At 42.2% G+C, this 23965-nt stretch carries 19 protein-coding genes and 2 rRNA genes (1 of these 21 running past the window's edge); 5 read left to right on the plus strand and 16 right to left on the minus strand.

All coding sequences use genetic code 11. The features are described 5' to 3' along the window. The 8 genes from FPL27_RS14610 to FPL27_RS14645 all read right to left on the minus strand — a co-directional run bounded on the left by FPL27_RS14610 (position 1) and on the right by FPL27_RS14645 (position 11732). Positions 1-954: a PorP/SprF family type IX secretion system membrane protein gene (locus FPL27_RS14610; protein ID WP_143961794.1), complete on the minus strand. Its 954-nt coding sequence runs from the start codon at positions 952-954 to the stop codon at positions 1-3. Between the two features lie 21 nt (positions 955-975). Next, positions 976-4077 carry a T9SS type B sorting domain-containing protein gene (locus tag FPL27_RS14615; protein WP_185974384.1) on the minus strand — a complete coding sequence of 1034 codons (3102 nt, stop codon included), beginning with the start codon at positions 4075-4077 and terminating at the stop codon, positions 976-978. Between the two features lie 238 nt (positions 4078-4315). After that, positions 4316-5608, minus strand: a complete 1293-nt coding sequence (locus tag FPL27_RS14620) for a nucleotide sugar dehydrogenase (RefSeq protein ID WP_143961796.1) — start codon at positions 5606-5608, stop codon at positions 4316-4318. A 10-nt stretch (positions 5609-5618) separates the two neighbouring features. Beyond that, entirely contained in the window at positions 5619-8060 is a 2442-nt protein-coding gene (locus FPL27_RS14625) for a GumC family protein (RefSeq protein WP_143961797.1), read from the minus strand. 1 nt (position 8061) lies between these two features. Further along, positions 8062-8883 (minus strand): polysaccharide biosynthesis/export family protein, encoded by an 822-nt coding sequence (locus FPL27_RS14630; RefSeq protein ID WP_143961798.1) that lies wholly within the window; start codon positions 8881-8883, stop codon positions 8062-8064. A gap of 160 nt (positions 8884-9043) precedes the next feature. Continuing rightward, entirely contained in the window at positions 9044-9628 is a 585-nt protein-coding gene (locus FPL27_RS14635; protein WP_143961799.1) for an acetyltransferase, read from the minus strand. Between the two features lies 1 nt (position 9629). Further along, the gene (locus FPL27_RS14640; protein WP_143961800.1) at positions 9630-10784 is read right to left on the minus strand and encodes a glycosyltransferase family 4 protein; all 1155 of its coding nucleotides are present in this window, start codon (positions 10782-10784) and stop codon (positions 9630-9632) included. A gap of 147 nt (positions 10785-10931) precedes the next feature. Next, entirely contained in the window at positions 10932-11732 is an 801-nt protein-coding gene (locus FPL27_RS14645) for a phytanoyl-CoA dioxygenase family protein (RefSeq protein ID WP_143961801.1), read from the minus strand. Between the two features lie 112 nt (positions 11733-11844). On the opposite strand from FPL27_RS14645, the gene FPL27_RS14650 reads away from it, so the two are divergent. Further along, positions 11845-12216: a hypothetical protein gene (locus FPL27_RS14650; RefSeq protein ID WP_143961802.1), complete on the plus strand. Its 372-nt coding sequence runs from the start codon at positions 11845-11847 to the stop codon at positions 12214-12216. Here FPL27_RS14650 and FPL27_RS14655 read toward each other — a convergent pair. From FPL27_RS14655 to FPL27_RS20080, 3 genes are all read right to left on the minus strand, one after another. Next, positions 12188-13096 carry a cation diffusion facilitator family transporter gene (locus tag FPL27_RS14655; RefSeq protein ID WP_143961803.1) on the minus strand — a complete coding sequence of 303 codons (909 nt, stop codon included), beginning with the start codon at positions 13094-13096 and terminating at the stop codon, positions 12188-12190. The genes FPL27_RS14650 and FPL27_RS14655 overlap by 29 nt on opposite strands. 37 nt (positions 13097-13133) lie before the next feature. After that, positions 13134-13829, minus strand: coding sequence for an XRE family transcriptional regulator (locus tag FPL27_RS14660; RefSeq protein WP_143961804.1), 696 nt, complete (start codon positions 13827-13829; stop codon positions 13134-13136). Positions 13830-14052: 223 nt separating this feature from the next. Then, positions 14053-14274, minus strand: a complete 222-nt coding sequence (locus tag FPL27_RS20080) for a four helix bundle protein (protein ID WP_235893447.1) — start codon at positions 14272-14274, stop codon at positions 14053-14055. Positions 14275-14396: 122 nt separating this feature from the next. Here FPL27_RS20080 and dinB point away from each other — a divergent pair, with 122 nt between their 5' ends. Together dinB and FPL27_RS14675 are read left to right on the plus strand one after the other, a co-directional pair. Next, positions 14397-15587 (plus strand): DNA polymerase IV, encoded by a 1191-nt coding sequence (gene dinB / locus FPL27_RS14670; RefSeq protein ID WP_143961805.1) that lies wholly within the window; start codon positions 14397-14399, stop codon positions 15585-15587. 92 nt (positions 15588-15679) lie between these two features. Beyond that, positions 15680-16411, plus strand: a complete 732-nt coding sequence (locus FPL27_RS14675; protein ID WP_235893448.1) for a DNA alkylation repair protein — start codon at positions 15680-15682, stop codon at positions 16409-16411. 45 nt (positions 16412-16456) lie between these two features. Here FPL27_RS14675 and FPL27_RS14680 read toward each other — a convergent pair whose 3' ends face one another. Further along, positions 16457-17365 carry a mechanosensitive ion channel family protein gene (locus tag FPL27_RS14680; protein ID WP_143961806.1) on the minus strand — a complete coding sequence of 303 codons (909 nt, stop codon included), beginning with the start codon at positions 17363-17365 and terminating at the stop codon, positions 16457-16459. A gap of 154 nt (positions 17366-17519) precedes the next feature. Here FPL27_RS14680 and FPL27_RS14685 point away from each other — a divergent pair, with 154 nt between their 5' ends. Next, on the plus strand, positions 17520-20468 hold the full coding sequence (locus FPL27_RS14685; protein ID WP_143961807.1) for a DNA polymerase III subunit alpha: 2949 nt from the start codon (positions 17520-17522) through the stop codon (positions 20466-20468). Positions 20469-20626: 158 nt separating this feature from the next. Here FPL27_RS14685 and FPL27_RS14690 read toward each other — a convergent pair whose 3' ends face one another. After that, positions 20627-21256, minus strand: a complete 630-nt coding sequence (locus FPL27_RS14690; RefSeq protein ID WP_143961808.1) for a hypothetical protein — start codon at positions 21254-21256, stop codon at positions 20627-20629. Between the two features lie 305 nt (positions 21257-21561). Between FPL27_RS14690 and FPL27_RS14695 the strand changes: the two genes are divergently transcribed. Next, entirely contained in the window at positions 21562-21828 is a 267-nt protein-coding gene (locus tag FPL27_RS14695) for a GNAT family N-acetyltransferase (protein ID WP_143961809.1), read from the plus strand. A 19-nt stretch (positions 21829-21847) separates the two neighbouring features. On the opposite strand, the gene FPL27_RS14700 is transcribed toward FPL27_RS14695, so the two are convergent. From FPL27_RS14700 to FPL27_RS14710, 3 genes are all read right to left on the minus strand, one after another. After that, positions 21848-22981, minus strand: coding sequence for a 1-acyl-sn-glycerol-3-phosphate acyltransferase (locus FPL27_RS14700; RefSeq protein ID WP_143961810.1), 1134 nt, complete (start codon positions 22979-22981; stop codon positions 21848-21850). 181 nt (positions 22982-23162) lie between these two features. Beyond that, positions 23163-23274, minus strand: a 5S ribosomal RNA gene (rrf, locus tag FPL27_RS14705). A gap of 171 nt (positions 23275-23445) precedes the next feature. Next, a 23S ribosomal RNA gene (locus FPL27_RS14710) occupies positions 23446-23965 on the minus strand; it runs 2384 nt beyond the window's last position.

Here is a 23965-nt window from a genome sequence, read left to right on the forward strand (position 1 = left end):
TTACCAAATTAGAATTTCTCTCCTATCCCTTCTGATGTGAGTTCTGCCTAAGCGAAGCGCTGCTACAAATTCGTGAGTTGTTCCAGGCAAGCGATGAGTGGCATTTGTAGGAAATTCAAATACATATCCTACCGTAAACTGGTGAAGTAACAGCACTCCGAATTGGAAATTGTTACCGTGATCTATTCGATGTCCACCCCCAAGCCAGAAGGTATCGGCAAACAAAGCCTTAAAGTTAAATTCTATATTGTCATATAAGCCATCCTGATAACGATATAAGGCATTTCCCATTACCGACAACTGATCGGAAAGAGACTCTCTATAACCTGCTGAAATAACGTACCCCAGTGGTCTCTGAGGCCAGAACACATCTCCTCTATGGAATTTACCTCCATTTACATGGTTCATTGCAAATCCAACATAGTATTTTTCATGGGTGAGCGCTCCTCCAATATGAAAATCCAGACTTTGCATATCTCCAAAACCACCCAAGTATTTACCAATTATTGGGTCATTTTCCAACTCTGGAGTCAATGAGGCTCCATCAAGTCTGACAGATGCAAAATTTACCCCTGCCCCCAAGCGAAAGCTGTGCTTGGCAGAAAGCCTGACTCGGGTCGCATAGTTCATAGTCAGCTCCGTTTCGGCAAATGGACCATGTTGATCAAAAAGCACATATGCGCCTACTGCATTTTTTCCTATCAAAGCTGGATCATCCTCTCCGGCAAGTTCCGCAAAGTCGATTTCCCCACTGAAAAAGGTAGTGGAAGGTGAGCCGTCAAGCCCCATCCATTGATTTCTTACCACGCCCCTTAGAGCACTACCCCCATGGGCAGTTAGGGCAGAATTATAATACCCTTGCAAGGAATTGAACTGAGTAAAATACTTCCGGCTTTGGGCAAAGCCCTCTATGGAAGTCATCACTATTATCAGTATCAGTAAATATTTTTTCATATGCTTCTATTTACCTAGCCCTCAATCTCTTAAAATTGTTAAAACACTTCGATGCACCTCCCCGGTAGGCACCACTTCAATTATATAATAATAAGCTCCTGACACCACAGGCTCGCCTAAGTATTTCCCATCCCACCTTTCATAAGGGTCATTAGAATAATAGACTCTTTTGCCACTTCTTTCGAAGACCATCACTCTCACATCCCCATAAAAGCCTAACACTTCCACTCCCCACGTATCATTGATTCCATCACCGTTAGGAGAAAATACATTAACAATCCTAAGCTCTGAAAGAGGCGGGAAGATACGGGTTATGGTAAAGGTTCTAGTAATCACATTACCCATCCTATCAGTTGAACTGACAGTTATAGTAAACTCAGTACGACCAGGCAATTGCTCATCGGTATTCCAGAAAAGTTGTCCATTTTCAATTCTAAAGAACCCATTATCCGCGCCTCCATCTACCAAAGCATATACATGTTGATCATCACTTGGGTCAATTGTATTGAAAAGTCCAATTGGACGGGCGATACCATGATCCATTTGGAAAGTCTGGTTATCCAACTCTATATCTTCAGGTAAAAGCTTGTCCTCAACGATTATTGTAATAGAGGCCATCAATCCATCTGGGTTGAAAACATCCTCAGGAAGTACAATAACGCCATCATTCTGGTAGAATCCTGGCTCCATAGGCTCGTAATTGTCGATTTGCCAATTGACAACTACAGTCACTATTTCACCGTTCCTCAATATCACGGTCACCTCAGTAGGTAATGGAAGATCATCGATCTGGGTATTCCAAGGAACTGAAATGATTTCAGGCATCACTATTTCCTCGATTGAATTATCAACCAATGTAACGGTGAATACTACTTCGGTTTGGTTGCCATGAATATCGGTAGCAATTATAGTAATGGTATGAGGAGTACCAAAACCCTCCAAAATTGTTCCCTGAGCAGGGAACTGTGCTATGGAAGCAACCTCACAATTGTCACTTACTTCAAGGTTTCCGATAAAATCAGGTACACTGTACTCGCCATCTACATTGGTGCCCGTTGAAAAGTCCTCAGGTGAATTTGAGATTATTGGAGCCAGGTTATCAGCTACTGTAATCGTGAAGGTGACTACGGTTTCATTTCCAGATGGATCAGTGATCGTGGCTTCTACTTCAATTTCTCCCACATCTTCACAACTAAACTCCTCCTCACTAAAGACAATCGATTCAATACCACAATTGTCGTATACCATTGCATCAATATCTTCCTCAGAGAAAGTAGCTAAACCATTTACATCTAAATACAAAGTGTAATTATCAACTTCTGCAGTAGGAGCTATATTATCCACAATTGTCACTGTCACCGTTTCAGAAACACTATTTCCTGCTTCATCAGTAACTGTGACCGTAACTTCATTTTCTCCCAGGTCATCGCAATCAAATGTACCCGGCTCAACGGTGAATGTTAAATTGGCGTTTTCACTGATATTATCTGAGGAGCCTGCATCTAAAATTCTGCCGTCTAAAGTGACACTTCCTTCTTCGTCCACGGAAATAGTTATCTCCTGCAAATCAACCGTTGGAGGGGTGAGATCAACTATAAAGGTATAAAGTTCACTTAAAGGACTTTCCGCACAAAGCTCATTGATCAAATAGGCAGTAACTTCATACGAGCCTTCTTCTAAAGTTACGTCGGTATAATCTAAGTCCCACCAGCCATCACTATTAGAGTCTGTTCTTCCGATTTCTTCCCCGTCTAAAAACACAATTATTAAGGAATTGACCAAGCCGGTTCCAAAGATCTCAAGGTTTTGAGAATTGGTAATTCCATCTTCATCAGAGACACCTGTATCTTCTCTTATTCCCCAAACGAGAGGAGCATTAGGTTCACTGGTATCGATCAATACCCCCGAAGTATGCGGTATATCCGAACCAGTCATTTCAACATTTAAAAATTCATTGTTAGCGATATCATAAATGACCGTACCGTTCAGTCTGATGCTGCCAATGGTGATGCCTGTAAGATCTTGATCCCCTTTCTGAATCTCATAGGTAAAAACCAAAGTTGAGTCATTCACATTTCCTTGATCAAATCTTGCCCAAGCTTCTCCAGAATCAAATATCAATTGCAATTCTGGTAAATTATCAAAATCAATTTGTACAGCTTCATTTAGTTGAAGTGTGAAAGTCATCACATCTTCTGCACAAAACGCATACACACCATCTGCAGGTACTTGCACACTCACTACAAAGGGACGAATGCCATCAACAAATATATTTCCGGCAATTTCGCCTACCTCCAAAGGAATGGTTTCTCCTCCGCTGTTGAGCACTTCTGCTCCATCCAATGTAACCGTCGGAGCTATTCCGATTCCCTCCATGTCTAGTAGCTCAAGTTCTTCCTCCACCGTATAGGCAAACAGCAACTCCTCGGTCCCTGAACCTGAAACATAATTGGCGCGGACCTCCACACCGTTGATATTTAATAGGATATAAGGTGTACCTCCACTCACAAACACAGGCTCACTATAAGCAAGTCGGAGTTCAATGACATCGTCGATACCAAAAAGACCATTTGGAGGCAAATTAACTACTTCAGTTTCTACGATTTCCAAAGGGGGTTCCTCAATCCGGATGATTCGCGTTACAGGTGCACTTACGTTGTTGTCTTCATCCGTGACAGTATACACTGCCCTTCTGTCACCCGGGGTAGGCGCAGATCGGTGGTTATCATAAACCAATTCCTGTAAAATTTGCTCATAAACTGAAACTGGCGCAAGACCTGATATCAAAACCCGCATCACTGGGGAAAACTCTACTTTAAAGGAAAGTCCATAAGCTGATATTAGGTCAGTTCCTGCTTCAGTCAAGAATAACTGTTCAATGATAGTCCCATCCCAAATATCACTTAGAACAACCTCCGCTCTTATTAGGTTGTCAGAATCTGAATCAGAAACCCTCACATTGGGATCTACCAATATATCCTCCGTGCCCGCAGGATAAATGGTCACACCTGGATCCGATATGACAACTACAGGAGCATCGTTCACCGGAGGATTATTTTCGCTTGCAAAAAGCGAAAACTGAATTAGGAAAGTAAGAAGGATTAACCGTAAACGTGTTGTCATATAAATTGGGTATATCTGAAAATAGACCACAAAATGCTTTTTCATCAGCACTTACAGCATATTTGGTATAACTTTCATTTTTACTATAAAATTTTACCTAATAGCTGTTACAAATAAATATAAATTATTCTACATTACGCATATCAAATTAAAATTTTTATCAAATATGGGTAGGTTTTAAAAAAAGAAAAGCCGACAGATATCTGTCGGCTTTTCAACTTGTTAGCAAATTCAGTTTTTATAACCTAGCGTCAATTTGATCCTTTGGCAAAATGGATTTCACATCGTAAATCACACCATTTTCAGCCTTCAATTGAGATAGGTCTGAGGTAAGAAATTCATTGTGGCTTACTGCCAATACAACCCCTTCATATTTGTTCCCTGACTCGAATGGATTATCAATTAGATCCAGTCCGTATTCATGCTTCACTTCGTCCTTGTCAGCCCAAGGATCATACACGTCAACCGTCACTCCAAAAGCAGTCATTTCCTGAATTACATCGATTACTCTAGTATTTCTTACATCTGGACAATTTTCCTTAAAGGTAACACCCAACATTAATACCCTTGATTTGGCAATCATGTGTTCATTTTTGATCAAAAGCTTGATTACTTGATCAGCTACAAACTTGCCCATGGAATCGTTAACTCTACGGCCACCTAGGATAATTTCAGGATTGTACCCTACTTCCATCGCTTTTTGAGCTAAATAGAATGGATCCACGCCAATACAGTGTCCGCCTACCAATCCTGGACGGAAGGGCAAGAAGTTCCACTTTGTTCCAGCAGCTTCCAGTACATCCAAGGTATCGATATCCAGCTTGGCGAAAATTTTGGAAAGCTCATTTACAAAGGCAATATTGATATCTCTTTGGCTATTTTCTATAACTTTAGCTGCCTCAGCCACCTTGATTGCTGGCGCCAAATGAGTCCCAGCAACGATGATTTCAGCATATAACTCATTGATCACCTTACCAGATTCAGGAGTGCTACCAGCGGTTACCTTTTTGATTTTGGTCACTGTATGCTCTTTATCTCCCGGATTTATTCTTTCAGGAGAATACCCTGCGAAGAAATCAGTATTAAACTTTAGACCGCTAACTTTTTCCAACACTGGAACACAGTCTTCTTCTGTACAACCAGGGTAAACGGTGGATTCATAGATCACAATATCCCCCTTTTTAAGTACTTTACCTACAGACTCACTCGCCTTAACAAGAGGAGTTAAATCAGGTCGGTTATGCTTATCTACTGGAGTAGGCACAGTTATGATAAAAACATTGCATGAGGCGATATCCTCACTTTTATTGGTAAATGACAGTTTGCCCATATCAAGGACTTCCTTCAAATAATCATCCTCCACTTCAAGAGTACGGTCATGGCCATTACCCAATTCGGTAATTCTACCTTGGTTGATATCAAACCCAACCACTTTAAATTTCTTGGCAAACTCTACTGCCAGGGGCAATCCTACATAACCTAGTCCTATAACGGCAATGCCCTGGTCTTTTATCTCATTGATACTTAACATTGAAAAAAACTTATTTATTTAATTTTGAAATCCATTTTTGTATAAATGAAGACTGAAGTTCACCTTCCTCTTCGTAATAATTCCCTGTATATTTATTTTTCTTCATATACGAATAGTTATATCCATAACCATATGTATACCCCTCATAATCGTAAATATCTCCTCCACCTTTGAAGCCGTTGAAAACCGCATAAAAGTCAGAAACATGATTGCTGGAATATAAATCGTTGATCATCAGCAAGTGTTTCTTATGGGTATAGTTTTGTCTAACTATATAGAGATTGACATCTGAAAACCTCAACAAGTCCATTGTCTCAGAAACCAGTCCCACTGGCGGGGTATCAAGCACGATTACATCGAACTGTTCCTTAAGACCGTCCAAAAACCCTTTCAACTTATCTTTCAATAAAAGCTCAGCAGGATTGGGCGGTACAGGGCCAGACGGTACGATGTATAAATTATCATACTTTGTAGCCTGAACCACTTCATCCCCAGTGGCCGTACCCACCAATAAGGAGGATAAGCCTTTCTTATTAGAAACGCCCATGTATTGGGACACCTTCGGTTTTCTGAGGTCCATACCAATTAGACAAGTCTTCTTTCCACTAAGAGCCATAGCAGAGGCCAAATTAAGCGCTACAAAAGTCTTTCCTTCCCCAGACACGCTTGAGGTTACCAATATCGTCTTGCATTTTTTCTCACTGGCTATGTAGAAAAGCGCCGACCGCAAAGACCTGAACGACTCCGAGACCAAGGACCTCGGATGTTCCGCAACTATCATGTTAGTATCCTTATTACTAAATCCCACTGTGCTAAGCAGCGGGATTTTCAAAAAGCTTTTAAGTTGAATCTGATCCACTATCTTATTATTAAGATAATGATACAAAAGCAAAAATGCCAACGGAATCATAAAGCCTAAACCGACTGCCATTCCATAATTCTGCGGCTTTTTGGGATAGATCAAACTACCCTTCTTAGCATAATCCAAAATAGCATTGTCTGGCACATTAGAGGCCTTAGCAATTCCAGCTTCTGCCCTCTTTTCAAGTAGATAGGTATAGAGATTTTCTCTAAGCTTAAACTCCCTGAAAATATGAGTATAATTCGATTCCGCTTCTGGAAGGTTGGCAAACTGATGATCGTATGACCTTAGTTTTTCATAAATCTCCTTCTTCCTGCTTTCGGTATTCTGCACCAAGTTTTGAATGTTCTCAAAGACGTTTTCTCTGAGTCTATCGATCTGTTGGTCAAGCTGTGCCACATCGGGGTGATTGGGCTTCACCACAGAAAGTAACTTTCGTCTCTCTAACGATAATTGTACCAGATTTTGAACCAGACCATTTAAAAGTAAATCCGAAACACCAACTAAGGATGGAGCCACAACTTCACTGTAATCATTACCCTTATCAGATAGGTATTGCTCAAGCGACCGGTAATAGGCCAACTCAAACTCAAAGCCTTGAATTGTCTCCTCCAAGGACTCTATTCGTGTAAGCAAACCTCCAAATTCTTTATTGACATCCAAGAGCTTGTTGCTGACCTTAAAATTCTGCATTCTCCTTTCAACTGATTTCAAGGAGTCCTCAACCAAGAACAACTGGTCATCAATAAAAGCTAAGGTATTTTCAGAGATACGGTTCTTCTCTTTTAAATCATACTCTAAAAAGGAATCCATCAATGCATTGACATAATCTCTTCCTTTTTCCACGACGGTGGACACCATACTCACCTCAAGTACAGACCCATAATTATTCTGAGGCCTAACTGTAACTGACCTCGCGTAACTATCTACCAAACTTGAAGGATGATGAATTTTAAAGCCAACCATGTCGCCAACTCTATTAGGATTAACCAAGAGGGCTTTAAACTTCAATTTACTGGTTTGGACAGTTTCACCAAACCGCAATTCCCTACCCAAAATATCATCTTCGCCAACAGAAGCCTTCGCTGACAAATAATCCATAAGGCTAGTCTCCTCTCTGGAAAGAATATAAGTATCCTCAGATAAAATTGTTAAATGCACTATCCCATGAAGGTTTTGAGGAAACTCCCAGTCCACTTCAATGCGAATGGGAGAGTTTTCATACATCTCAATTTCTTTGATATGAGTGGCGGCATAATAACTCACATCAAAATGAAGTTTTTTGAGCGCCTCTTCCGCAAGATTTTTGGAAGTAAAAAGTAGTATATCATTTTCAAGGTTGTTGTTACCCGAAAAAATCTGGGACCTATCCAAAATTCTGACCTCGGGCGAAAGGCTTCGCTTGATCATAATACTGCCTTTGACTTGATATTGCTCCACAGTATAACGGTGAAACAAGAAAACAGCCACCAATCCAATCGCTATGCAGGTAAGGTAAAGTGGCCAATAGCGCGAGTACTTAGTGATATAATACTTTATATCAATTGGTCTTTCCTCTTCCTCAAATTTTGATAAATCAATATTCTCCATCTCAATTCCATCCTTGGGTTAAACCATAGAAAAATATGAACATGGTCACCAAGGTGGCTCCGAGTTGAAGGGATTGCACAAGGTTGTCCCCTGTTCCCACCTGTCGGATACGCATGGGTTCCAGATATAATATATCATTGGGTTGGATAAAATAATACGGAGAGGCTAAAAGTCTCCGATCATTGAGGTTAATTTGATGGATTTTTGTACCACCATCGTATTGGCGGATAATAAAAAGTTGGTTCTTCTTGGCCAAAATATTGGCTTCTCCCGCATTGGCCAAGGCGTCAAAAATAGTCGCCCTGTTTCTCATGATCAATTGGGTACCTACACTTGAAAATTCACCAAGTGTAGTATATCTTATTCCCCCGGTCCGCAAACGAACGAATACCTCTTCCTGAAAAAACTCGTTAATTTCTTGTTGGACTTTTAATCTCGCTGACTCCTCACTCATCCCTGCTATTTCAATTTTGCCAAGCTTGGGAATCTCCACAAATCCATCCTTGTCAATGGTGTAACCCGTAAAATAAAAAATATCGCCACCCCCCATACCGCCACGGCCTCCTGCCATTCCTCCTCGCATAGAGCGAGATCCTTGAAATTCAAAAGCCTTGGTCAATTCTTCGTCGGAGGTAGCAAAATCAATATCCACAATATCGAAGGGTTGCAGAATATACTCATACTCTACTTCAGCATAGGGGATAAACTCCTCTAGCCCGATCGGCTCATTATCTGGCAAATTCTGAAAATATGTAATTCTCCTGTTGCTGATACATGAACTTGCTAGCAGCAAAAGAAGTAATAAGTAAAACCCTTTATTCATCAGTACTGAATGGATATATAAAAATCCCCCTCAAAATTAGTTAATTCTTCAAGCAATAAAACCCCATTACCGTTTTCTTTGAAAAAGCTTAAATGGTCTTATGCTTTAGGGGGAAAGATACACATTTTTTTTTCCAACAAATCAAAAAATCATCAGGAAGCTATTTTACTACTCCGTAAACTTTTTCCCAATCCTTAACGTCTCTCAAAACCAAGGAACCAGCTCCAACGATTGCTCCTTTTCCAACATTAATACCAGGCTTTAAAATTGCACCGGCTCCAATCAAGACGCTATTCTCAACTCGAACATTTCCGCATAAAGTAACCTGGGGAGCTATATGCACAAAATCTCCAATCATACAATCATGATCTACCGATGCTTTTGTGTTGATGATTGAGTGACTACCAATCATGCAGTCAGCCTGTATGACAGCCCCTGCCATCACTATAGTACCTCTGCCTAATTTACAGTATTTACTCATTATTGCAGAAGGGTGGATAATAGTACCCCATTCCACCTTTCCCAAATATTCCGAAGCAATCCTTTCACGGGTTTGATTGCAGCCAATGGCGATGAAAAGCGTTTTTTCCAATGAAGGGGAAAATAGCGCTCTAATAGAGACTCGATGTCCAAGACAATCTCTAAGAAGTTCGTTTTTGTCTAAAACTCCGCACACCTGCCCCCCACTGCTTTCCAAAGCGTCTATCACCACCTTGGCATGTCCAGAGGCACCCACGATGTACATATTATGACTGATTTAAAAGTTGCTGATATTCCTCCAAAATAAGTTGGTGCATTTTACGGCTATCAAATTTCGTTTTGATCTCCTGATAGAGATTTTGGGCAAACCCATACATCACTTCCCTTTTTACAAATGCGAACTCCAAAGCCTCCTGTAAAACTTGTACCTTTTTGACAGGGTAAACCAACCCTGTTTTTTTATGGGTAATAATATCAATATTCCCGATAATATCCGAGCAAATAACCGGACATTGCATCGCTCCAGCCTGTAAAATCACGTTGGGACAGCCCTCTCTATGAGAAGCGTGTACCAAAATATCAGAAATAGCCATATAATGCTCCACATGGTCGGACCAATCGATATGCACAATTTTAGGATGATCGGCGATCTTCCTGACAATTTCATCATCCAGCGGGTTTAGCTCCTGTTCCATAGGACCCAACAGTACCAGTTTTGACTTGGTAACGATTTTGGAATTCAAAAAGGCCTTTACCAAATCCTCAATCCCCTTGTCACGTACCATTCTACCGACTGCAAGAATCACAAATTCATTATCTCCAGGCACTACTCGCATCATAGCTGCAACCAAATGATTTTCTTTCAATGAGTTCCGGTTAAAACGGTTCAAGTTCACTCCATTGGATGAGCCCTCACCTATTACCTTGACTTTATTAGGATCTACCAATTCCTCTTTGAGAATGAAATCCTTTAGAGAATTGGAATTTGGCCATACCTGATGAGCCAATCTAAAAGTCAGTTTTTCACACCAAATGAGAAGTTTCGCTTTATTCTTATGAGCCACCATATAAGGCATCCCTGCCACGGTATGAATCCGCACCTTTACCCCGGTAATCCAAGCTGCCATTATTCCTAAGAGCCCCGCCTTGGGAGTGTGAGTATGAACTATATCCGGTTTCTCCTTACGGAAAAGCTGAATCAGCAGCCATAAGCAATAAAGATCATGAAAAGGTGTGATTTTGCGAGTAAAGGGGATGGATATATGTTCAACCCCTTCATTTTTTTTTGCGTCATGGATTTCCCTACCCTCAGCACTGACCATTTTCACTTCCCAGCCATTCTCTTTCAAAAACCTCATCTGCCCCGTCAAAAGTAATTTTAGGGACATCGGTACTGTGGTAATCCGTATTAATTTAGGCATGTATATTCTATTACTAAACTGAAAAATGCAAAGATAAAAACTTGAGTTTCAAGAGATATAGACGTCGCTTAAAAAAACCTATAATCTGAATCCTAAAACCATTTTTTTGCACTTGATCAAAGATAAGCATATTGGGTGCCTAGATAGTTACGCGGGAATAATTTTTCTTAGAAATTTTTGTGGAAAATGCACCATCAGCACCCTAGCCTTTGACTTCCAACTACCTGAGTAATCCCTGTCGATAATTTTATTCAAACGGAAATCATCCCTACCCTTCACCAGCACGCAGTCAGGCTGAAGTTTTGACCACCGGGTACCGGGATAATTGTTATCTAAGGGGATAAATAGTTTATTGGAAGGCTTAGTGTATTGGAATATCATGGAAGACCGGCGGTTTGAAGTGGCATTATGGGTACCATGCCATAATCGCCCGTCAAAAATAACAAACTGCCCCGGTTTGATTTTGACATTCACCAATTTGCAATCCGGGTTTCGCTTTTGCGCCTCATGCAGCACCTGCATATCATCCGTAAGGTCGACATAATACTTCTCACCGAGTTCCTGGGGAGTAATATTGAGATGTTGGGATCTGGAAATAAGCTTAATAGAACCCGCTGTAACATTCTGCATAGCCAGCCACACCGTGACACCATCCCAAGTAGAATGCTCCACATCTATATGCCATCGATGAGTAACTTGAGGCTTCTGGTAAATAATTTGGCTGCTCCATAAAAGCAAATTGTCTCCTAGCAGTTTTGAAACTACATCTACCAATACCGGGTGGCTACCCAAGTCCACCATTTCAGGGACGATGCTATGCCTACCTTTCAACCAAGGGAGGAATTTTTCGGGCATCGCCGCGCATGCGGATAAAACTTGCTCAATCTGATCCTCGTTTAAGAGGTCGATGGCTTCCGTATAGCCATCTTCTAAAAATTTTTCTAACATGACCCTGAGATTTGAAAAGTTATAAAAAATACTATCTAAAAATACTTCATTCCCATTAACAAACAAACAATTACGTTACATTTTAATTGTATTTAAATAATTTCACCTAATCATGGAATACCTTTATATAGTTCTGATCATTTTACTCTTTGCCGGAATTTTAATCTTTCCCATCTGGCTGTACTTAAGGAGAAGTACCGAGTTGAACATACAAGGGGATGATGTGACTTTTATTTCCCCTATTAAGTCAGAAAACATCAGTTTTGAAAAAGACCTGAAGAGCTGGCAAATCCAGGAAGCATACTTTCTTTGGTGGGGAAAAGTGTACGCAATTAATATGCAGTTTAACAACAGCAAATGGAAATCCATCAACTCTCGACTTCAGCCTGAAAACTATCATAAACTATTGCGGGTATTGACTGAGTATTATGCCGAAAAACGTATAGAAAAAAGGTCTAGAGGGCCCATTTCCGATCAGAAGTAAAAGAAATGGTAAGCCATTTCTTATAAGGAACCTGCTGAAGCGCATCAAAAATCTCTTGGCGAATCAAGTCCATCTCCTGAATCCTAGGTTCAAATGCTTTTCTGTCCACGACATAGTCCACCTCTATAAAAAGTTTGCTACCCACTTTGGATACTCTGAGAAAGTATTCATTAAAGCCATATTTGGTCTTTATGGAGGAAATAATATTTTCTACGTCCAGTTTTATTTCACTTTCAGGTGACATTTCCATCACCTCACGGACTTGTTTTTTGATCAATGCAGATGGTACCTTAATAAAATACCCTGACACCAGAAGTACCATCAAAGGATCAATGTAGGGGACAAAATTTTTATATCTCGTAAAGTTCAGGCCGAAGGCTAATGCAAAACCAAGCAAAACGGCCATACTCAAAAAGAAGTCCATTTTCCACTGCACCGCTTCCGCTTTGATAAAACCTGACAGGGAAGCTTTGTACCTCTTTTCTAAATATCGATACACTAACAGGCACCCTACTGTAGCCAAAAAAGCGTACAAGGCAGACATTCCTGGATCAATCATCTGCCCTCCGGAAAGAATACTTGCCACCGCATTGGAAAAAGCGAACACACACAGAATGATGATGACCACATTTTTCAATAGAATAATGATCGGTTCAAGCATTTCCTTGCCGAATGGGAATCTTTTGAAGTCATACTTTTGAATATAAGCAGCTGACCAGAGAGAACCAAGTGAGAGTGCCACACTAATCAGCGAATAAACCCCATCAAACAAGATCATCTGAGATTGCCCTAGCACACCCCAGACCATGGCCACTACGGCAAAAACGAATGCCCCGTAAGCCGAAACCTTCAAAACAAAACGCTCACTGACTTGCCTCATACCCGTGAAACCTTCGCCTGTCAGGGAAAGTTTAACTTCAATGCATAACCAGCCTGAATCTCCACACCTCTCGTATATCTTCAGCCTTCACTTCAAAAGGCTTATAAATAGGGTTACCGGAGCAGAGCAACAGCTTTTCCTCTCCCTGCAGATGGTTGTAAGCAATCTTGAAAGTTACTCCATCCTGCTCAGTCACGATCACGTATTTCTCCCCGTCCTTCACGCTTCTCCAATCATCCACATACTCACATACAATCCACGCCCCTTCCGGAATCGGCAACATGGAATCTCCATCAACCTGAAACACCCGGTGTTTTTTGTCCGCAGGAAGAAAGGGAAGTGAAAATCGAGGTAACTCCCCGATGAAGTCCGGGTCGGAAAAACCTGCCAGATAACTGGCCTTGGCTTTTTGCGACACCACTTCGATGAGTTCTCGGCCTTCCGAGTCCACTGTGGTGGAAAGTATCCTCAGGTTGCGTCCACTGAGGTAGCGGTCTGTTTCCAGCAGTTCACGAAGTTTGTATTCGGAGAACTTTTCCAAATTCTGCCTCAGCAAGACATCCACTGACACACCCAAGTAATCGGCAATCACAAGGATTGTCTCCAGGGGTGGTGTGATGTTCAGTTCATACCCAGCAAGCTTGGACCTGCTGATCCCCATCGCTTCGGCCATTACCATCTGGGTGAGCCCTTTTTGCTTACGGAGAAATTTGATGTTTGAGTTTAAATACATATTAAAATAGAAATAGGGAAATACTTTTTTTTTGAAATAAAGAAATATTAATGATCGCCTTCCCCTCTCTTGGACGCATAAGTTGATTTAATGAAAAGGTTAAGTTTAACCTGAAGTGTTTTTCCTGTTATACGAATCTCTTCATGTTCTTGGTCATAAACAATTTTTCGACACCAACCCAGGTTTACCCAATGCTCGACTCCTTCTGATAAAGATCCTCTGGCTATATAAAAGAACCTGATCTTTCCAGATAGTGATAGCGAGCATAGCCTTCCGCTATATTAGCCCCCACAGAATCTACTGCTGTCAGCATCTGATCACCCCAGACTTTTCTCTGCTGATAAGTCAACCGCTCATAAATCACCCAAGCGATAGCCGACAACTGCCGGGAAAGCTGATACACCTCCAAGTCTTTCAAAGCAATAAATGCTGGCTTTTTGTTCATGTTTCTTTTTCACGTTAAAAATCCAAGTAATACCAGGGTAGCTTACTTATTTCATCTCAAATATAAAAAATAATGTCTACATTATAAACATATAAATGTTAATAATGTTGTCAATATAAGTTATGGAGGGAAGAAGAAGCATTGTCCATATGGATCTGGACTCGTTTTTTGTGTCGGTGGAGCGATTATACGACAGCAGACTGAACGGCAAACCCATCCTTATCGGGGGGTCGGGTGACCGGGGAGTGGTGGCTTCCTGCAGCTATGAGGCACGGAAGTTTGGCGTGCACTCGGCCATGCCCATGCGTACGGCCAGGCAGCTTTGCCCGGAGGCACTGATCATCCGGGGGGATTTTGAAAAATACAGTCAAAAATCCCATGATGTCACCGAAATCATACAGGAAGACGTGCCCCTGTTCGAAAAATCATCGATCGATGAATTCTACATTGACTACACAGGCATGGACCGTTTTTTTGGCTGTGCCAAGATGGCCCACCAGCTGCGTCGAAGAATTATGCAGGAAACCGGACTGCCTATTTCGCTGGGGCTGTCGGAAAACAAAACCGTATCAAAAGTTGCTACCGGCGAAGCCAAGCCCAATAACGAGAAGGAAATCCTTCATGGGCAAGAGAAACCTTTTCTGGCCCCCCTGTCCATTCGCAAAATCCCCATGATCGGGGAGAAAACCTCGCAGACACTATACAATATGGGCGTGCGGAAAGTGCATACCCTGCAGGCCATGCCGGCAGAACTGTTGGAAGCGACTTTCGGCAAAAACGGCAATATGATTTGGGAAAAGGCCAATGGCATCGACCGCTCCCTTGTCGTCCCCTATTCCGAAGCCAAGTCCATCTCTACGGAAAACACCTTTGAGCAGGACACCATCGATGTACGTATGTTGGAGGCAACTTTAGTAGCCATGACAGAGCAAATCGCCTCCAAGCTTCGGCAGAAAGGCCAGCTCACCGCCTGTGTGAGTGTGAAGATCCGCTACTCGGATTTTGACACCCACACTATGCAGCGAAAAATCCCCTACACCTCTGCGGATCATACGTTGATTCCTTTGGTAAAGGAGCTTTTCCACAAGCTCTACAACCGTCGCATCCTCATCCGTCTGATCGGGGTGAGATTCAGCAGCCTAGTCTACGGCAACTATCAGATCAACCTCTTCGAAGACACCCAGGAGCAGATCAACCTCTACCAAGCTTTGGACAAGCTCAATGTCAGGTATGGTGACAAGACCGTTTGTCGTGCCGTGGGCATGCAGGTGGGGAGAAGGAGGTTCAATCCGTTTAATGGGAAGGAGATTTAAGATATTTCCGGCTGACCGAGTAATACCTAACGAAATATTACAATAAAAAATTTACCTATAATTTGAATAGGGTAATTGTTAACTTTATACTTATGAAAAATCAGCCCCAGATGGCAACCGTTACCATCATCCAGGAAGAGCTGGCCCAACATGCGGATCCTGCTAAGGCTGAATTTCTGCCCAGGTATTTTAAAGCTATCCCCGGCGGGTATGGAGAGGGTGATCGCTTTATCGGCGTGAAGGTACCCATACAGCAAAGAGTTGCCCAAAAATATTATCGGGAGATTTCCATGGAGGCGCTGGAGACTTTGCTGACCCATCCGGTACATGAATACAGAATGACAGCTTTATTCATGCTAGTGAACAAGTTCGAAAAGGCACAGACATCAGAAGACAAAAAAAACCTGGTTGACTTTTACCTCCGCCATCTGAGTTTTGTCAACAACTGGGACTTGGTGGATTCTTCGGCTCCGAAAATTCTGGGTGCCTATCTGTTTGACAAGGAAAAAGATGTTCTGTACGAATTTGCCAGATCCGGTGAGCTTTGGAAACAGAGAGTCGCTATCATTTCCACTATGTATTTTATAAAAAAAGGGCATTATTCCGATACGCTTCAAATTGCAGGGATCTTGCTCAACCACCCCCATGACCTCATTCACAAAGCCGTGGGCTGGATGCTCCGAGAAGTGGGTCGAAAGGATTTTGAGACCGAATATGATTTCCTCAAAGAACACTACCGACAAATGCCAAGGACCATGCTGAGGTATGCCATTGAAAAGTTTGAGTCGGATACAAGAGATAGGTTTTTGAAGGGGCTGATATAATTTCCATTTAATTTCTCTGGGGCTCTTTGCGTCTCTGCGGTTTTTTCAATCATTTCTCATTCTCCCTTTATCATTTTCAAAATGCACTGACGTAATCGGGTACACAATCCTGATACTCTCCTCATTTCTGAATTTCTCAAGCACCGCCTCAATCATGGCATGCTGGAGCACTCTTCGCTTTCTCGGCGGACAAAGGTAGCGCATGGATAATTGTATACCCCTTTCGTTAAGATTGATGTAGACGGTGGGGGTATAAAAAATGAAGGAAATCAGGTGTTTCTTTTCAGCTCTTTTAAATGCCTTTTCGATTTTCTTAAACTCATCTTTCAGCTCCTCATTCATAATGTCCAGCAAAATCTTCTGAGCTTTCTTGTGGTCACTTTCCAAGCTGATATAGACATGCTGCTCGTTCCAGATATAGTCAAAACCCTGGCTATAGTTGGCCTGGGAGTCTGAAAAAACCTTTCCGTTGGGGATATGGATGATCCTGCCGGTACTTTGCTCTGCATCCACCCAGCTGCCCACCTCGAGGATCGAAAATTGGAACATCCGCAGATCTACGACATCCCCCTTATGCTCCCCTACCTGAATCCGGTCACCCACATCAAATGGCCTCCGCCAATAAATAAAAAACCACCCAGCGATATTGACAAAAATATCCTTCAAAGCAATCGCAATACCTGCCGACAACAATCCCAAGTAAGTGGTTACAAATTGGAAATTGGTGATCCAAATACTACCCACCAATAGCAATCCAATCACCACCACCACATACTGGATGGTTTTCTGCCAATGGTATTGCCGCTTTAGCTCTCCTCCTACATTTTGAATGACCAGCCTAGTTGCACCCTTTTTGATCAGCCAGAGTACCAAAATAATGATAACCGTCTGGAGGATTTTCAATCTAACATCATAAGGGACAAACTCATCTATATAATTCAAAATCTCGTTCATAAAGGCGTGGTATTTCAAAATATATCTAATATAAGTAGAAAATCCCCTCTTCTCCACTCAATCCTATTTTTTCCTTATTTCTCTATTAAAAACTTTCTCTCCTGCTATTTTTTTGATTAAATTATAAACAACAAAATGTCAAAATAATAAACAATTGTATCTCAACTGCCATTCATATTACAGTTTCAAATACGGAACCCTGTCCATTGAGGAATTGGTATCCGAAGCCAAAGGCAAAAAGCTTGACGCCTTGGCTTTGACGGATATAAACAGTACGGCCGGTGTATTTCCTTTTCTCAGGGAAGCTCACAAAAATGGCATACATCCGGTGATCGGCATCGACTTTCGCAATGGTACCCAGCAGGTATATATCGGTTTGGCCAAGAATCAGGAAGGCTTTTTTGAGCTGAACAAACATCTTTCCCATCATCGGATGCAGAGAATCCCTTTTACCCACCGAGCCCCTGAATTCGCCAATAGCTTTATCATTTACCCTTTGCCTGCGCAGCATTTTGCCCTTCGGGAAAATGAATACATTGGAGTGCCGCCGGAACTTCTGAATCAGTTTCAGCGCTCCCCTTGGCTTCGTCACAAAGACCGCTTAGTACTGCTCCAGCCTGCCACCTTCACTTCTAAAAGAGATTTCAGCGCTCACCGTCTGCTCCGATCCATTGACCTCAACACTTTGCTTAGCAAACTACCCCTTGCCGATCAAGGAAATGCTTCTGACAGGCTCTATGAATATGCGGAGATAGTAGCCCGTTGTGAAAACCACACCTACCTGATCTATAATGCCCAAAAACTCCTCGAGCAATGTCAGTTTTCGTTTTATTTCCAAGCGGTCAAAAATAAGCGAGACATCCTGGGTTCCGATTGGCAGGATTACGACTACCTGCGGGAGGAGACTTTCAAAGGGGCTGCTTTGCGGTACGGGACAATTTTACCGGAGATTGAAACACGGATAGAGAAAGAACTGGAGCTTATTCAGCAAAAAGGCTTTGTCTCCTATTTCCTCATCAATTATGACATCATCCGCTATGCCCAGCAGAAAGGGTACTACCATGTGGGCCGGGGTAGCGGGGCAAACAGCATTGTGGCTTACAGTCTTTTCATCACCGATGTGGACCCCATTGAGCTGGATTTATATTTTGAGCGTTTCATCAATTTATACCGGGAAAACCCACCGGATTTTGACATTGACTTTTCCTGGAAAGAAAGGGATGACATCATCGATTATGTTTTCAAGAAACACAACACCGCTCAACAGGAACATGTATGCTTGTTGGCTACCCATACTACCTTTCAATACAATTCTGTCTTTAGGGAGCTGGGCAAGGTGTTTGGTCTGCCCAAAACAGAAATTGAATCACTGATTTATCATGCAGACAAGCCCAGCTACCAGCCCGACCAGTTTGGCCGTCTTATCATCAAATACAGTCAAGTGTTGAAAAATTTCCCATCGCACCTGAGCATTCATGCGGGAGGCATTCTGATAGCCCACAAGCCCATTCATTACTATACAGCTACGGAACTGCCTCCGAAAGGCTTTCCTATTTCCCATTTTGACATGCATGTCGCTGAGGACATTGGCCTGCATAAATTTGACATCCTAAGCCAGCGTGGCCTTGGCCACATCAAAAGTGCCGTGGAAATTATCGAGCAAAACCAAGGTATGAAAATCGATATTCATCAGGTTAGTGAGTTCAAAAAGGATCCTAAAATCAAAATGCATCTGCGTGAAGGAAAAACCATGGGGGCTTTTTACGTGGAGTCTCCTGCCATGCGTATGCTGCTAGCCAAAATGAAGGCAGACGAGTATCTCGAACTGGTAGCGGCAAGCTCCATCATCCGTCCTGGGGTGGCCCGTTCCGGTATGATGCGGGAATATATCCTCAGACATATCGACCCCGCCCGCCGCAAGGTCGCCCACCCTGTCCTGTATGACATCATGCCGGACACTTACGGCATCATGGTCTACCAAGAGGATGTGATCAAGGTGGCGCATTACTTTGCCCAACTCAGCCTCAGTGAAGCGGACATCCTCCGCAGGGGCATGAGTGGAAAATCCCGCTCCAAAGATGAATTTCAACGGGTGCATTCCCAATTTTTTATCAACTGCGAAAAACTGGGCAGAGATCCAAATATAACCAAGGAAGTTTGGCATCAGATTGAAAGCTTTGCAGGCTATTCATTCGCCAAAGGCCACTCTGCATCCTTTGCAGTGGAAAGTTACCAAAGTCTCTATCTCAAGGCCCATTTTCCGCTGGAATTTATGGTTGCCGTGGTCAATAATTTTGGAGGGTTTTACCATACCGAGTTTTATATCCACGAACTCCGCATGAACGGCGCTCAGATAGAAGCCCCGCATATCAACGAAAGTGATTATCTGACTAACATTAAAGGTAGGGTTGTATATTTAGGCTTTACCCATCTGAAAAATCTGGAAACGGCCACTTGGGAAAGGTTGCTGCGCGAGCGCTGTCAAAGTGGTCCTTACACAGGCTTGGAAGATTTCATAGCTCGGGTGGAAGTGAGCCTCGAGCAGTTGCTCATACTTATCCGCATCGGCTGTTTCCGATTTACGGGCAAGTCCAAGCAGGAATGCTTATGGGAGGCCCATTTCATATTCAACCAGCAGCGAAAAGTGATGCCGGCAGGAGGACTATTTCAAAAGCAGGGCTTGCGAAAAGCACAGATACCCCAGCTGGAAACCAATGATCCACGTCAGGAAATTATTGATCAAATTGACATTTTGGAATTCCCCTTGGCCTCCCCTTTCCTGTTAGTCAAAAATCAAAATGTACCTAGTATAGCTGCTAAAGATCTACGGAAATTTCTGGGTAAGGAAGTTCAAGTAATTGGTTATTTGGTTACCATCAAGTACACCCGGACCGTAAAGGGCGACATCATGAACTTCGGGACTTTCATCGATCGTGCGGGAGACTGGGTGGACACGGTTCATTTTCCTCCCGCGGTAAAAAAACACCCCTTCAAAGGAAGGGGGATTTATCTCATAAATGGAAAAGTTTCAGAAGAATTTGGTTTTTATACAGTTGAGGTCAGCAGTTGTGAAAGGATGGCGTATTGGAATGCAGAAGGTTGAAAGCTTTAAAAATTCTGATAACCTCATCGTCTCCTCTATAATTTCATCCGATATAATAGCTGTAACCTTCATGTTTTCACATGTTTACAAATGACATGATATCGTATCAAATAATATATGTGCCTAATAAAAAACCGGCACGAGACCGGTTTTTTTATTTAGTGATGGTCATTCCCATCATCTACAAAATATGCGCAAGACACTTTGGGGTTATATGGAGTATACATTCCTGAAGGATTGTTTTTCCATACCCACACATGAAGTTGATAATGGGGGAAATCTAATGGCGCACCTTGAAGGTGGTTATCCATTGGTACTTGGCCAAACTTAGGTGCGATATTCCTATCCTCCAGAAGATCTGCCACCACAATGTACTCTAGCGCTACTAGTTTATACTTACCACCAGGCAAGGGTTCATACACCAAGGCTTCAGGTTTATTGGGGTCTAATTCACCATCCACTAAGTCAAAATTGACCAGGTGTACTCCCATTGCCCCTGTATTGTTAATGAAATCTACCACACATGGACTTGCGGGCGCATAACCATCGGCTATCGCAACTTCCATACGTTGATATTTAGCTGTAGCTTTTCTGACTGAAGCCAGAAGTTGGTTTTGAGCAGCAGGATTAACTCTTAAATTTTCATCAGTCAATTCTTCCTCAAGCATTAAATCTGGTTCTTGAGCCAGGTCCAAATCATCAAGTTGGTCAGATATACATCCAACTAACATCATGGCAACAGCTATTAACAATAGCCTCAGCCAAGAGATACCGATTTTTGTTTTCATGGAAAATTAAAATAGGATAAGTTATTATAGATAAGCACGCAACGCAACCTTTATAAGAAAGGACCTTACACGGAATCAGGCGGTCGGGGTAAAATAAAAACTGGCCTGTTGAAATAACAATTATTTCAAAATGTTCTCTAGCTACAGTAAGAAATAAGTATATAAAGTTATGGTAAAAAAATTATATTACCAATTAAACCACTATAATTCAAAGGCTTAACTATTAAAAAAATCCCATTCTGTATTTTTTTGAAAAAATAACATTTTCAAGCAGCATTCGGTTTATTACTTCAAAGGGAAAGCACATGGAAAATATAAAATTTGAGAATAATACCGATAGTGGGAATAGTAATATTTTGGCTATTGAAGATTCCAATGAAGTAGGTCGCATTGAATACCAACTCACTACGACAGAAATGGTTGTTGAACATACTGAGGTCCATCCAGACAAGCGAGGAACAGATTTAGCCAAAACTTTAGTGGTAAAAGCTTTGGATTTTTCCAAGGAGAAAAACCTCAAGATAAAATCTACTTGCCCATATGCCAAAAAAGTATTGAATGAAATAAAATAAGGCTCTTTTGAGCCTTATTTTATTGTACTACGGCCGACATCTGGTTAATTACAGGGTTGGCATACATAGCTAAAAAGTTATTCACTATCTGTGGATCATCTATATTAATCCCTTTATTCATCCTGTCCACAAACTCTTCTTTTTCTTCTTTGGAATAGAATTCAGCAAACTGATTGCCTTCATTCATTAAATCATGCGCAATGTAATTGGTTGGCCAAAGCTTGTAATTGGACACGATCGAAGCGTCTATTGTATCGCAAAGTGCTTGGATTTGTTTATTGGCACTGGAATGTTGACTAACTATTTCATCGATCTCTTCGTGAAGTACTGTTCCCGCATGGAAATGGATTCTCTTCTTTTGCCCCATGAGACCAGTTAAAACATTGATGAAATCTTCGTTTTTCTCCTTCACATATTTTTCCGCTCTTGATCTGGCAAGTAGCTCCGGCATTTTTAGAGCGTCTGTAGGGTCGTATTCGTAAGAAATGGAGACTGGAACAATTTTCATACTTTTATAATATTCCATTTCGGACAAATCACCTTTCGCCATCCCCAGCATTTTTAAGACACCTTTATGTGTTGCATCATTGCCATCTTTGGTTCTGCCTTCACGCTGGGCCATCCATACGGATCTATTTTCATGAAAAAGTGAATTGTTGATATATTCGGAAAGCAGTCTAGAACTTAACAAAAGATCTCTGGCAGGCAATCCCCTTTGAACTATAAAGTTTCTGGTAAGTCGCGACATGGCCATCAAAAACGGTTTTTTGATCAAGTTATCTCCAATAGCCGATGTAGTCATCATCAGATTATGATTGTACAGGTTATAGTTTAAAAGGGAGGTGTCAAGAATGATATCTCTATGGTTTGAAATGAACAGGTATGCAGTATGCTCATCCAAATTATCAAATCCAGAAGTAGTTAGTCCTTTCGAGCTGCTTTTCAAAACCATATTTAATGCCGGATAAATAAAATTGATCTGGAAATCTCTAATGGAATGGGTTCTGCTCAATCTATCAACCCATTCCTGATCTTCCATACCTGGAAAAGTAAAGTTCATGATAGCTTTCATCATGGGGTCATGAGCGATCTCACGAAGGGCTGCATTTACTTCAGTATCATAATAAGGTCTTATATGATCAAATTTCGACATCTCTTATATATTTGGGCTTAACTACAAAGAAACGAAATTTTCTTTAAATCACCCTTAAGGAATGACTTGAGGTTGCACTACGCATTAATATAAAATTGATTTATGTTTATGATTCATAAATCGCGCGTTCCCCTAAACGCAAAAAAGCCTCTGGATTTCTCCAAAGGCTTCTGTTAATAAAGGAAGGCGGCGACCTACTCTCCCGGATGTGACTCCAGTACCATCGGCGCTGCAGGGCTTAACTTCTCTGTTCGGGATGGGAAGAGGTGGGGCCCCTGCGCTGGGCCGCCCAAGGTTTTGGTGTCGGATGTCAGATGGCCGATGTCGGATGTAAGTCCCGTTCGGCCGTCTTCCGGCACTGTCCATTGGACACAGTATGTTAAGTTCTTTGTCATCGGACATCCGGCTTCGGACATCCCTTCATGACATTTGATATGTCTCGCAGAAAATGCAACAGATAAAGCGTGTTCAAGTGTTCGGGCAATTAGTACTGCTCAGCTATGCCATTTCTGGCTTTACACCTGCAGCCTATCGACGTCATCGTCTCTGACGGCCCTGTTTGGAAGTCTCATCTTGAGGGGAGTTTCGCACTTAGATGCTTTCAGCGCTTATCTCTTCCCGACGTAGCTACCCGGCAATGCAATTGGCATCACAACCGGTACACCAGCGGTCAGTCCAACCCGGTCCTCTCGTACTAAGGTCAGGTCCTCTCAAACTTCCCACGCCCGCAACAGATAGGGACCGAACTGTCTCACGACGTTCTGAACCCAGCTCGCGTGCCACTTTAATGGGCGAACAGCCCAACCCTTGGGACCTTCTCCAGCCCCAGGATGTGACGAGCCGACATCGAGGTGCCAAACCTCCCCGTCGATATGAGCTCTTGGGGGAGATCAGCCTGTTATCCCCAGAGTACCTTTTATCCTTTGAGCGACGGCCCTTCCATACAGAACCGCCGGATCACTATACCCGACTTTCGTCCCTGCT

It is taken from the genome of Litoribacter populi (assembly GCF_007483685.1).
Lineage (GTDB): Bacteria > Bacteroidota > Bacteroidia > Cytophagales > Cyclobacteriaceae > Litoribacter > Litoribacter populi.